At 68.9% G+C, this 12,170-nt stretch carries 10 protein-coding genes; 9 read left to right on the top strand and 1 reads right to left on the bottom strand.

The annotated features are described in order from the left end of the window. The first annotated feature begins 40 nt into the window (after positions 1-40). From ngcE to dxs, 8 genes are all read left to right on the top strand, one after another. Positions 41-1,486 carry an N-acetylglucosamine/diacetylchitobiose ABC transporter substrate-binding protein gene (ngcE, locus tag ICC28_RS06295; RefSeq protein WP_188287404.1) on the top strand — a complete coding sequence of 482 codons (1,446 nt, stop codon included), beginning with the start codon at positions 41-43 and terminating at the stop codon, positions 1,484-1,486. A 74-nt stretch (positions 1,487-1,560) separates the two neighbouring features. Beyond that, the gene (locus ICC28_RS06300) at positions 1,561-2,490 is read left to right on the top strand and encodes a carbohydrate ABC transporter permease (protein ID WP_188287405.1); all 930 of its coding nucleotides are present in this window, start codon (positions 1,561-1,563) and stop codon (positions 2,488-2,490) included. A 19-nt stretch (positions 2,491-2,509) separates the two neighbouring features. Then, positions 2,510-3,430 carry a carbohydrate ABC transporter permease gene (locus ICC28_RS06305; RefSeq protein ID WP_188287406.1) on the top strand — a complete coding sequence of 307 codons (921 nt, stop codon included), beginning with the start codon at positions 2,510-2,512 and terminating at the stop codon, positions 3,428-3,430. A gap of 183 nt (positions 3,431-3,613) precedes the next feature. Beyond that, complete coding sequence (locus ICC28_RS06310; RefSeq protein WP_188287637.1) at positions 3,614-4,813, top strand: ROK family protein; 1,200 nt, start codon at positions 3,614-3,616, stop codon at positions 4,811-4,813. Between the two features lie 133 nt (positions 4,814-4,946). Further along, positions 4,947-6,047 (top strand): substrate-binding domain-containing protein, encoded by a 1,101-nt coding sequence (locus ICC28_RS06315; RefSeq protein WP_188287638.1) that lies wholly within the window; start codon positions 4,947-4,949, stop codon positions 6,045-6,047. Positions 6,048-6,258: 211 nt separating this feature from the next. Beyond that, positions 6,259-7,050 (top strand): ATP-binding cassette domain-containing protein, encoded by a 792-nt coding sequence (locus ICC28_RS06320; protein ID WP_188287407.1) that lies wholly within the window; start codon positions 6,259-6,261, stop codon positions 7,048-7,050. Next, positions 7,047-8,348, top strand: coding sequence for a sugar ABC transporter permease (locus ICC28_RS06325; RefSeq protein WP_188287408.1), 1,302 nt, complete (start codon positions 7,047-7,049; stop codon positions 8,346-8,348). The genes ICC28_RS06320 and ICC28_RS06325 overlap by 4 nt, the downstream gene beginning before the upstream one ends. Positions 8,349-8,531: 183 nt before the next feature. After that, the gene (dxs, locus tag ICC28_RS06330; protein ID WP_188287409.1) at positions 8,532-10,460 is read left to right on the top strand and encodes a 1-deoxy-D-xylulose-5-phosphate synthase; all 1,929 of its coding nucleotides are present in this window, start codon (positions 8,532-8,534) and stop codon (positions 10,458-10,460) included. Between the two features lie 227 nt (positions 10,461-10,687). Here the strand turns inward: dxs and ICC28_RS06335 are convergent, their stop codons facing one another. Continuing rightward, positions 10,688-11,065 (bottom strand): NTP pyrophosphohydrolase, encoded by a 378-nt coding sequence (locus tag ICC28_RS06335; RefSeq protein ID WP_188287410.1) that lies wholly within the window; start codon positions 11,063-11,065, stop codon positions 10,688-10,690. A 51-nt stretch (positions 11,066-11,116) separates the two neighbouring features. Here ICC28_RS06335 and ICC28_RS06340 point away from each other — a divergent pair, with 51 nt between their 5' ends. Beyond that, positions 11,117-12,139 (top strand): hypothetical protein, encoded by a 1,023-nt coding sequence (locus tag ICC28_RS06340; RefSeq protein WP_188287411.1) that lies wholly within the window; start codon positions 11,117-11,119, stop codon positions 12,137-12,139. Positions 12,140-12,170 lie beyond the last annotated feature (31 nt).

Genomic DNA, 12,170 nt, shown 5'->3' on the forward strand with positions numbered 1-12,170 from the left:
GGTTCACCGCCTGAGTCCTGGAGAAGGCGAGGACTTGAGCATGGGATCCACTTCCGACCCGAGCAGTACGGCCGACGGCACCAGCCGCCGCGATCTGATCAAGCGGTCCGCCGCGCTCGGCCTGATCTCCGTACCCACGATGAGTTTTCTGTCCGCCTGCGCCAGCGGCGGCGGGGACGACGACTCCGACACCGACACCGAGGGCAAGACCTCCGAGAAGAACCCGTTCGGCGTCAAGGAGGGCACCAAGCTCGACGTCGTCATCTTCAAGGGCGGCTACGGCGACGACTACGCCAAGGCGTGGGAGGCGTCCTTCGAGAAGAAGTGGGGGGTCACCTCCACCCACACCGGCACCCAGGAGATCACCGGCAAGCTCCAGCCCCGCTTCAACGCGGGCAACCCGCCGGACATCGTCGACGACTCCGGCGCCCAGCAGATCCCCATCGACGTGCTCTACAAGAACGGCCAGCTCCTCGACCTCGCCGAGGTCCTGGACGCCCCCTCGATCGACGACCCGAGCAAGAAGGTCCGCGACACCCTCATCCCGGGCACGCTGGACGCCGGCATGCAGGGCGGCAAGGTCGTCGCCCTGAACTACATCTACACGGTGTGGGGCCTGTGGTACTCCGGCAAGCTCTTCGAGGAGAAGGGCTGGGAGGCGCCCCGGACCTGGGACGACTTCCTCGCCATCAGCAAGGACGCCAAGTCCCAGGGCATCGGCGGCCTCGCCCACCAGGGCAAGTACCCGTACTACATCAACGTCGCCATCATGGACCTGATCGCCAAGACGGGCGGCCTGGACGCCATGAAGGCCATCGACAACCTCGAACCCGACGCGTTCGTCGGCTCCGACGCGGCCACGGCCGCCGTCGAGGCGATCTACGAGGTGGTCGAGAAGGGCTATCTGATGCCCGGCACCAACGGCCTGACCCACACCGAGTCCCAGACCCGCTGGAACCAGTACAAGGCCGCCTTCATCACCAGCGGTTCCTGGCTGGAGAACGAGCAGCTCAAGCAGACGCCCGAGGACTTCGACATGAAGTTCCTGCCGATGCCGCTGCTGCCCGACAGCGCGTTGCCCTTCGAGGCGATCCGGGCCGGTTCCGGCGAGCCCTTCATCATCCCGGCCAAGGCCAAGAACCTCCCCGCGGCCAAGGAGTTCATGCGGACGATGCTCTCCAAGGAGTGGTCGACGCTGTTCGCCAAGGAGGCGAACTCGCTGACCATCCTCAAGGACGGCGTCGACTCCGGCGTCGAACTGCGCCCCGGCACCCAGTCCGCCGTCGAGGCGTCCAAGGCGGCCGGCGACAACACCTTCCGGTACCTGTACACCGAGTGGTACAGCGAGATGGGCACGGCCATCGAGAACGCGTCCAACGAGCTGATGGCCAAGCGCATCCAGCCGAAGGAATGGCTGAAGCGGGCGCAGGCGGCCGTCGACAAGCAGGCCAAGGACCCGGAGTCGAAGAAGAACCGTCGGGACTAACCCACTCGGCCGACCGCGTCCCGGGCCGGGAAGACCCCGGCCCGGGAGGGGGACATCAGGGGCAGGAAACGCCAATGCGCAAAGGGCAGTACCGGTTCGTCGCGGGGTTTCTCTTCGCCCCCGTGGCGCTCTATGTGATCTTCGTGATCTGGCCGTACATCCAGACGTTCGGCTATTCGCTGACGGACTGGAAGGGCCAGTCGCAGACCTTCAATTTTGTCGGCCTGGACAACTACAAGGCGTTGTTCGAGGACGACATCTTCATGGGGGCGATCTGGCACAACATCCTGTTCCTGATCTTCATCCCGATCGTCACCATCCTGCTCGCGCTGTTCTTCGCGTTCATGCTCAACGCGGGCGGACGCGGCCGGGCCGGCGGGGTCACCGGCGTCGCCGGATCCAAGTACTACAAAATCATCTACTTCTTCCCGCAGGTCCTTTCGCTCGCGATCCTCGCCGTGCTCTTCGGCGCGGTCTACCGCAGCGACGGCGGCGGCATGCTCAACGGATTTCTGATCAAACTCGGCCTGGTCGACGAGAACAGCCCCGTCGAATGGCTGAACGAGCCCAGCATCGTGCTGTGGGCGCTGATCGCGGTCGTGGTCTGGCACGGCGTCGGCTTCTACCTCGTCCTGTTCTCCGCGGCCATGCAGTCCATCCCCAAGGACATCTACGAGGCCGCGCTCATCGACGGCGCGGGGCGTGCCCACACGTTCTTCCGCATCACGCTGCCCCTGCTGTGGGACTCCGTGCAGACCGCCTGGGTCTACCTCGGCATCGTGGCGATGGACATGTTCATCCTGGTCTCCACCATGACCTCCGGGGACTACGGCGGCGGTCCCGACCACCACAGCGAGGTCATGGCGACGGTGATGATGCGCAACTTCCAGCTGTACGGCAACAGCGGCTACGCCTGCGCCATGGGCGTGATCATGCTGCTGCTCACCCTGATCGTGTCCGTGGTCACGCTGCGCGCCACCCGCCGCGAGCGCATCGAGTTCTGAGCGGGAGAGAAGACGACCCATGAGCGCACCCATCAAGGAATCCGCGCCTCCCGCCGGGCGGCCCGTGGACAGGACCCCCGTACGCCCCGGCGACGAGCGCAGTGAAGGCGTCGTACTGAACGTCTTCTCGCACGGCTTCCTCGCCCTGTGGGGCCTGCTGATCGTGCTGCCCCTGCTGTGGCTGGTCCTCAGCTCCTTCAAGAGCGACACCCAGATCGGCGCCTCGGCCTTCGGCTGGCCCGAGAACTGGTCCCTGGACGTGTTCTCCCGCGCCTGGGACCAGGGCATCGGCGACTACTTCCTCAACACCGTCATCGTGCTGGTCTTCTCGGTGCCCCTGACGATGCTGCTCGGCTCGATGGCGGCGTACGTGCTGGCCCGCTACGAGTTCTGGGGCAACCGCTTCCTCTACTACTTCTTCGTCGCGGGCGCGATGTTCCCGGTGTTCCTGGCCCTGGTCCCGCTGTTCTTCATGGTCAAGCGGCTGGACATGCTGAACACCTACCAGGGTCTGATCCTGGTGTACGTCGCCTACTCGATGCCCTTCACGGTGTTCTTCATGCACGCCTTCTTCCGGACCCTGCCCACGGCGGTGTTCGAGGCGGCGATCCTGGACGGGGCCTCGCACAGCCGCACCTTCTTCCAGGTGATGCTGCCGATGGCGAAGCCGGGCCTGCTGAGTGTCGGCATCTTCAACACGCTCGGCCAGTGGAACCAGTTCATCCTGCCGACGGTCCTGATGCAGCCGCAGAGCGGCGACGATCCGGAGCGCTACGTCCTCACCCAGGGGCTCATCCAGCTCCAGCAGCAGCAGGGGTACGCCTCCGACCTGCCGGTGCTCTTCGCGGGTGTCACGATCGCCATGATCCCGATGCTGGTCGTGTACCTGTCCTTCCAGCGCCAGGTACAGGCGGGCCTCACCTCCGCGACCTTGAAGTAACCCTCGGCAGTCACTCGTACGCACGCCGTTCCCCTTGCTGGGAGCGGCGTGCGTCCGTGTGTCCCTGCACCCGGATGTCGTTCAACCTCTTGACGGGAGGCAACCCGAACGGCTCAGCTTAGAGTTCACTAGTTGGACATAGACGGGGCCTCACTGAAGCGGTCCCGCGCGCAGGAGGTCGTCGTGGAGACTCCGGGGTCGCAGTCGTCGCTGCACCGAGCCAACCTGGAGCGGGTCGTCCGAGCCGTGCGGCTGGCGGGTTCGCTCACCCAGGCGGAGATCGCCAGGACGACGGGCCTGTCGGCGGCGACGGTGTCCAATATCGTCCGGGAACTGAAGGACGGCGGAACCGTCGAGGTCACGCCCACGTCCGCGGGCGGCCGCCGGGCCCGCAGCGTCTCGCTGAGCGGGGACGCCGGCATCGTCATCGGAGTGGACTTCGGGCACACCCATCTGCGCGTCGCGATCGGCAACCTCGCCCACCAGGTGCTGGCCGAGGAGTCCGAGCCGCTGGACGTGGACGCCTCCTCGACGCAGGGCTTCGACCGGGCGGAAGAGCTGGTCAACCGGCTGATCGCGGCCACCGGAGTGGACCGCTCGAAGGTCGCCGGGGTGGGCCTCGGCGTGCCGGGCCCGATCGACGTGGAGTCCGGCACGCTGGGCTCGACGGCCATCCTGCCGGGCTGGACCGGCACCAAGCCCGCCGAGGAGCTGCGGGGGCGGCTCGGCGTGCCCGTGCACGTGGACAACGACGCCAACCTCGGCGCCCTGGGCGAGCTGGTCTGGGGCAGCGGCCGCGGGGTGCGCGACCTGGCGTACATCAAGGTCGCGAGCGGTGTCGGCGCCGGCCTGGTCATCAATGGGCGCATCTACCGCGGCCCGGGTGGCACAGCGGGAGAAATCGGGCATATTACTCTTGACGAGTCCGGTCCGGTCTGCCGTTGCGGGAACCGTGGCTGTCTGGAGACCTTCGCGGCCGCGCGCTATGTGCTCCCGCTCCTCCAGCCCGGTCACGGCACCGATCTCACCATGGAGGGCGTCGTGCGGCTGGCCAGGGACGGAGACCCGGGCTGCCGTCGGGTGATCGCCGACGTCGGCCGACACATCGGCAGTGGAGTGGCCAATCTCTGCAATCTTCTGAACCCGAGCCGGGTGGTGCTCGGCGGTGATCTCGCCGAGGCCGGCGAGCTGGTTCTCGGGCCCATCAGGGAGTCCGTGAGCCGGTACGCGATCCCCAGCGCCGCACGTCAACTCTCCGTTCTCCCAGGGGCTCTTGGGGGCCGCGCGGAGGTGCTCGGAGCGCTTGCCCTCGCACTCAGCGAGATGGGCGATTCCACCCTTTTGGACGGCACCCTGCACGCGGCCGCACCCGCCTTCACTTAGAGAACGGATGGCACCGTTGCCAACCCGTTAAGGATTTACTTCTTGACGTCGCACGTGTGGCCGAGTTGACTTCCAGCCACCTCGGCCGCAACGACGCGGCCTCGTCAGGGAGGTTTCTGAAGTGAACACGCGTATGCGTCGTGCCGCCGTTGCCGTTGCCGCTGGTGCGATGGCCATCTCGCTCGCCGCCTGTGGCAGCGCCGATGAAGCGGGCGACAACGGCTCCACCTCGTCGGCCCCCAAGAAGGGCGACGACATCAAGGTCGGTCTCCTGCTTCCGGAGAACCAGACCGCCCGCTACGAGAAGTTCGACCGTCCGCTCATCGAGAAGAAGGTCGGCGAGCTGACGAACGGCAAGGGCGAGGTCGTCTACGCCAACGCCAAGCAGGACGCCAGCCAGCAGGCCCAGCAGGTCGAGTCGATGATCACCAACAAGGTGGACGTGATCATCCTCGACGCGGTCGACTCCGCGGCCATCAAGTCCTCCGTGCAGAAGGCCAAGGACGCGGGCATCCCGGTCGTCGCCTACGACCGCCTGGCCCAGGGCCCGATCGACGCCTACACCTCGTTCGACAACGTGACGGTCGGCAAGACCCAGGGCGAGGCCCTCCTGGAGGCCCTCGGCGACAAGGCCAAGGACGGCCAGATCGTCATGATGAACGGCTCCTCCACCGACCCGAACGCCGCCCAGTTCAAGGAGGGCGCGCACTCCGTCCTCGACGGCAAGGTGAACATCGGCAAGGAGTACGACACCAAGGAGTGGAAGCCGGAGAACGCCAACGCCAACATGGAAGGCGCGATCTCCTCGATCGGCAAGAACAAGATCATCGGCGTCTACTCGGCCAACGACGGCATGGCCGGCGGCATCATCACGGCCCTCAAGGCCGCCGGCATCAAGGACGTCCCGGTGACCGGCCAGGACGCCGAGCTCGCCGGTGTGCAGCGCATCGTCACGGGTGAGCAGTACATGAGCGTCTACAAGCCGTACGCCCCCGAGGCCGACGCCGCCGCCGAGATGGCCGTCGCGCTCGCCCAGGGCAAGTCGCTCGACTCCATCGCCAAGGACAAGGTCGACAGCCCCACCAACAAGGGCATCCCGGCCGTCCTGGTCGGCGTCACCTCGCTCACCCAGGAGAACATCAAGGACACCGTCATCAAGGACGGCGTCTACACCGTCGCCGAGATCTGCACCGCCAAGTACAAGGCGGCCTGCGAGAAGATCGGCCTCGAGTAAGCAGCGGCAAGTCCCTTCCTTCGTACGGTGATTCGTTCTTGAATCGTCCGTACCGGACTTGACGCTCAGAAACTTCCTTCCGGCGCCCCGCGCATTCGACAGCCCCGCAAGCTAGGCGCGGGGCGCCGGACGGAACGTTCCGGCGGGTATCTCCCGCCGACCCCCCCAAAGTCTTCTGCACAACCTCCCGCCGGGTCAGGCGGCGAAGGAGATGGTTCACGTGTCCGCTACGCCCGTGCTGGCGTTGCGCGGGGTCTCCAAGCGGTTCGGTGCCGTTCAGGCGCTCACCGACGTAGAGCTTGAGGTCCACGCCGGTGAAGTGGTCGCCCTGGTGGGCGACAACGGCGCCGGAAAGTCCACGCTGGTCAAGACGATCGCCGGCGTGCACCCCATCGATGACGGCGTCATCGAGTGGGACGGCAAGGCCGTAACGATCAACAGGCCGCACGACGCCCAGAACCTGGGCATCGCCACGGTCTACCAGGACCTCGCGCTGTGCGACAACATCGATGTCGTCGGCAACCTCTACCTGGGCCGGGAGATCCGCAAGCGCGGCGTCCTGGACGAGGTGGAGATGGAGCGCCGCTCCCGTGAGCTGCTGGACACGCTGTCGATCCGCATCCCCAGCGTGCGGATCCCGATCGCCTCGCTCTCCGGCGGTCAGCGCCAGACGGTGGCCATCGCCCGCTCCATGCTGGGCGAGCCCAAGCTGGTCATCCTCGACGAGCCCACCGCCGCCCTCGGCGTCGAGCAGACCGCCCAGGTCCTCGACCTCGTGGAGCGACTGCGCGAGCGCGGCCACGCCGTCATCCTCATCAGCCACAACATGGCCGATGTGAAGGCGGTGGCCGACAAGGTCGCCGTCCTGCGCCTCGGGCGCAACAACGGCGTCTTCGAGGTCAAGTCGACCTCGCAGGAGGAGATCATCTCCGCCATCACCGGCGCCACGGACAACGCCGTGACCCGTCGTGCGGCGCGCACCACTGGGGAGATCAAGAAGTGAGCATCGACAAGACCTCTGAGGCTCCGGGCACCCCCGAGGACCACACGGTGGAGAACCCCGAGGCGGCGAAGGGCTCCGATGTCGCCGTCGACCCCCGACTGCTGGTGCGCGAGCAGGGCCTCGCGGGCTACGTCACCGAGTTCAAGCGCAAGATCAAGGGCGGTGACCTGGGCTCCATCCCGGTCGTCATCGGTCTGGCCGTCATCTGGATCATCTTCCAGAGCCTGAACTCCAACTTCCTCACCGCCGGCAACCTCTCCGACATCTCCGTCGCCATGGTCGGCACGGGCATGATCGCCGTCGGCATCGTCTTCGTCCTGCTGCTGGGCGAGATCGACCTGTCGGTCGGCTCGGTCTCCGGTGTCGCGGGCGCCGTGTTCGCGGTGCTCAGCGTCAACGAGGGCATGAACGAGTGGCTCGCCCTGGTGCTGGCCATCCTCACCGGTACGGTCATCGGCGCGATCCACGGCTTCTTCTTCGCGAAGATCGGCGTCCCGGCCTTCGCGGTGACGCTGGCCGGCCTGCTGTTCTGGCAGGGCTTCATGCTGAAGGTGCTGGGCGACAACGGCACCATCAACCTGGACAGCGACGGCGTCGTCGGCAAGCTGACCAGCTACTACTTCACCGATGTGGCCGCCGCCTACGGCCTCGCCATCGCGGTGACCGTGCTGTACTTCCTCAGCGCCTTCTACGGCAACCGCCGCCGCGAGGCAGCGGGCGTGCCCTCCCGGCCGCTGAGCGACACCATCCTGCGCACGGCGCTGCTCGCGGTCGTCTCCTTCGCCGTGGCCATCGTCTACAACCAGTACAAGGGCCTGCCGCTGGCCGTGGTGCTCTTCCTCGCGGTCCTGCTGCTGACGGACTTCGTGCTGCGCCGCACCGCCTACGGCCGCAAGGTCTTCGCGCTCGGCGGCAGCGTCGAGGCCTCCCGGCGTGCCGGTATCAACGTGGAGCTGGTCCGGATCTCGGTCTTCTCCATCGCCGGCACCTTCGCCGCGATCGGCGGCCTCTTCGTCGCCTCGAAGATCGCCTCCGCCAACCAGGGCGCGGGTACCGGTGAGTTCCTGATGAACGTCATCGCCGCGGCCGTCATCGGCGGTACGTCCCTCTTCGGCGGCCGGGGCCGCACCTGGAACGCCCTGCTCGGTGTCCTGGTGATCGTCTCCATCCAGTACGGCCTGGCCCTGGAAGGCATCGCCGCCCCGGTCCAGTACATGATCACCGGTGGTGTCCTGCTGGCGACCGTGGTCATCGACGCGGTCACCCGGAAGACCCAGAAGTCGGCCGGCCGCGCGTAGCGCCCCACCCAGACCTGTTGCCCGGCACCCATGGCGGTGCCGGGCAACAGTCGTGTCGTAGGAACATCAGATCTTGGGTACAGCCGATCGCGTGACGTACGACGCACAGCCCGGGAACCGTCCGCGAAGACGGAACATTAGACTCGACAAGCCCGGCAACAGCTCTACTGCAAGGAGGCACGGGTGCCGCTGCTGACCCGCATCAGGGGACCGCGCGATCTGGACCGGCTCAGCCTGGAGCAGCTGGACCAGCTGGCCGGCGAGATCAGGACCTTCCTCGTCGACGCGGTCTCCAAGACCGGCGGCCACCTCGGCCCCAACCTCGGGGTGGTGGAGCTGACCATTGCGCTGCACCGGGTCTTCGAGTCCCCGAAGGACAAGGTGCTGTGGGACACCGGCCACCAGTCCTACGTGCACAAGCTCCTCACCGGCCGCCAGGACTTCTCCCGGCTGAAGATGAAGGGCGGCCTGTCCGGCTACCCCTCGCAGGCCGAGTCCGAGCACGACGTGATCGAGAACAGCCACGCCTCCACGGTCCTCGGCTGGGCCGACGGCCTGGCGAAGGCCAACCAGATCCGGCAGCGGGACGACCACGTCGTCGCCGTGATCGGTGACGGCGCCCTCACCGGCGGCATGGCCTGGGAGGCGCTGAACAACATCGCCGACGCCAAGGACCGCCCGCTGGTCATCGTCGTCAACGACAACGAGCGCTCCTACGCGCCGACCATCGGCGGCCTCGCCAACCACCTGGCAACCCTGCGCACCACCGACGGCTACGAGCGCTTCCTGGCCCGCGGCAAGGACCTCCTGGAGCGCACCCCGGTCGTCGGCAGGCCCCTGTACGAGACCCTCCACGGCGCCAAGAAGGGCCTGAAGGACTTCATCGCCCCGCAGGGCATGTTCGAGGACCTCGGCCTGAAGTACGTCGGCCCGATCGACGGCCACGACATCGAGGCCCTGGAGTCCGCCCTCGCCCGCGCCAAGCGCTTCGGTGGCCCCGTCATCGTGCACTGCCTCACGGAGAAGGGCCGCGGCTACCAGCCCGCCCTCCAGGACGAGGCCGACCGCTTCCACGCCGTCGGCAAGATCCACCCCGACACGGGCCTGCCGATCGCCACCTCCGGCGCCGACTGGACCTCCGTCTTCGGAGAGGAGATGGTCAGGCTCGGCGAGGAGCGGGACGACATCGTCGCCATCACCGCCGCCATGCTCCAGCCGGTCGGCCTGGACAAGTTCGCCAAGAAGTTCCCCGAGCGGGTCTACGACGTCGGCATCGCCGAGCAGCACGGTGCCGTCTCCGCGGCGGGCCTGGCGACCGGGGGAGTGCACCCCGTCTTCGCGGTGTACGCCACCTTCCTCAACCGCGCCTTCGACCAGGTGCTGATGGACGTGGCCCTGCACAAGTGCGGGGTGACCTTCGTCCTGGACCGGGCAGGCATCACCGGTACCGACGGCGCCTCCCACAACGGCATGTGGGACATGTCGATCCTCCAGGTCGTCCCCGGCCTGCGGCTCGCCGCCCCGCGCGACGCCGACCAGGTCCGCGCCCAGCTGCGCGAGGCCGTCGAGGTCACCGACGCGCCGACCGTGGTCCGCTTCTCCAAGGGCGCGGTCGGTCCCGCCGTACCGGCCGTGGGCCGCGTCGGCGGCATGGACGTGCTGCGCGAGCCGGGCACCGACCGGCCGGACGTGCTGCTCGTCTCGGTGGGCGCCCTGGCCCCGATGTGCCTGGAGATCGCCTCTCTCCTCGACCAGCAGGGCATCTCCACCACCGTTGTCGACCCGCGCTGGGTCAAGCCCGTCGACGAGGCCATGGCCCCGCTCGCCGAGCGGCACCGCGTGGTCGTCACCGTCGAGGACAACTCCCGCGTCGGCGGCGTCGGCTCCGCCGTCGCCCAGGCACTGCGGGACGCCGGTGTCGACGTACCGCTGCGCGACTTCGGCATCCCGCCGCGGTTCCTCGACCACGCCTCGCGTGCCGAGGTCATGGCGGAGATCGGGCTGACCGCGCCCGACATCGCCCGGCAGGTCACCGGCCTCGTCTCCAAGCTGGACGGACGGTACGACCGTGCGGCGGCGGAGGTCGACTCGGTGGAGCCCGCGCGCGACTGAACGTCCCGTCGCCGGTCCGGTCCCACCACCCTCACCCGGTGGTGGGACCCCCGCCCGGCGCCGACCTCGTCTCCGCTCAGCCTGCGGCCCGGCGGGGGCTGATCGCGCAGTTCCCCGCGCCCCTTTGGGGCGCTCAGGCTGCGGGCATGCGTGCCGCCTGGGGCGGCACGGGTGGGCGCAGGCGGCACCCCGTTGGCGCCGGGCTGCGCGGCCCACCCCCGGCGCCATCACGGACGTACCGTGCGTGGGCCCGTCACCTCTGCGCCCAGGTCTGTGACCCGGCGGCGAAGTTCACGGTCGGCGGTGACGACGAGGCAGGGGTGGTCGGAAGGCCGGGTGGCGACAAGGTCGACCATGTGGTCGTCGCCGCTGCCGGCAGCCGACTCGACCCGAACCCCCGGTACGGAGGCGACACCCCGAGCGGCTCCCTCCACCACCAGGACGATCTCCACCGGTCCCGCCCGCCCCGGCACCCCGTCCGCCGCCAACCGGTCCCGCAGCCGCTCCGCGGCCCCCCGCCGGTCCCGCCACCACCCGTCGGGCACCGACCCGACGACGTTCGCGGCATCGACGATCACCAGCAGGGGAGGAGAGTTGTCGTCCATGGGGCCAGGGTCGCACGCGGTGCCCGGGACGCCCCCGTTTAGAGTGATCCGGTGAACGGCGACTGGCTCATACGCGGCCGAGACGGCCGCCTCACCGTCTACTGGCCGACGCAGGACGCCGTCCTGTGCCGGGCGGAACGGACCCCGGGGGTGCCCGGCGGCGCCTGGGACCCCCCGCGCCGCGTCGGCGGCGACCAGCCGGTGCAGCGGGGCTGCGCGATCGGCCGCGGCGCCGACGGCTACGCACACCTCGTCGCCTGGCGCCCCACCGACGGGGGCGAGTCGGCCCTCGTGCACTCCACGCACTTCCGCCCCCTGCTCGCGCCCCTGGACTGGCTCCCGATCGGCCACCCCAACAAGCAGGGCGCACGCACCGGCACACCCGCCGTCGCGGTGGACGCCGAGGGACGCGCGCACGTCTTCGTGCGCAACCGCGGCAAGGGCGTCCACATCGTCAACCAGAAGGTACGCGGCGGCTGGACGGCCTGGCGCGATCTGAGGGGCTCCAAGGTGAGCGAGGACCTCGTCGCCGTCACCGGGGAGTCGGGCCTGGTCGAGGTGTACGCCACCAGCCCCGTCGGCGTCCTGCGCTGGCACCAGCAGGAGCCCGCCGCCCGCCCGCAGGCCGCCGACCCGCTGGCCGCCCGCGTCGAGCCGGGCACGCTGAGCGCGCTGCCGACCTCGAAGGAGCACACGACGCTGTTCTTCGCGGACCCGGAGGGCATGCTGTACGCCTGGCGGCCGGGCGGCGACCCGATCGCCCTCCTCGCCGCCGCGGGCCCCGGCCCGGTGGCCACCCTGCGCTGCGACCTGGCGGGCCACGACTGCACGGTCCTCGCCCAGCGTTCGGCCTCCGGCCGCGTGGCGTTCGCCGCCTACCCGACGCAGGGGGAGTCGGCGGGCCTGTGGTGGACCGAGTCCGGCCCCCAGCTCCCGGCAGGCAGCCGCGTCGCCCTCGCGCAGGACGCCGAGGGCCGCGTCGTGGCCGCCTCCATGACCCCGGACGGCGTGCTGCGGCTGGCCCGGCAGAAGGACGAGCCGGGGCTGGCCCTGGCGGCCTGGCAGGAGCTCTGAGCGACGGAAAGGGGGCCTTCGCCTCCGCCGA

Origin of the sequence: Streptomyces sp. TRM68416 (genome assembly GCF_014596915.1) — a bacterium.
Classification (GTDB): Bacteria; Actinomycetota; Actinomycetes; order Streptomycetales; family Streptomycetaceae; genus Streptomyces.

Excerpts from the sequence above, each read along its gene's own strand:
- ICC28_RS06320 (WP_188287407.1), top strand. The coding sequence starts at position 6,259 with ATGGTTCACGTGTCCGCTACGCCCGTGCTGGCGTTGCGCGGGGTCTCC.
- ngcE (WP_188287404.1), top strand. The coding sequence starts at position 41 with ATGGGATCCACTTCCGACCCGAGCAGTACGGCCGACGGCACCAGCCGC.
- ICC28_RS06305 (WP_188287406.1), top strand. The coding sequence starts at position 2,510 with ATGAGCGCACCCATCAAGGAATCCGCGCCTCCCGCCGGGCGGCCCGTG.
- ICC28_RS06335 (WP_188287410.1), bottom strand. The coding sequence starts at position 11,065 with ATGGACGACAACTCTCCTCCCCTGCTGGTGATCGTCGATGCCGCGAAC.
- ICC28_RS06300 (WP_188287405.1), top strand. The coding sequence starts at position 1,561 with ATGCGCAAAGGGCAGTACCGGTTCGTCGCGGGGTTTCTCTTCGCCCCC.
- ICC28_RS06315 (WP_188287638.1), top strand. The coding sequence starts at position 4,947 with ATGCGTCGTGCCGCCGTTGCCGTTGCCGCTGGTGCGATGGCCATCTCG.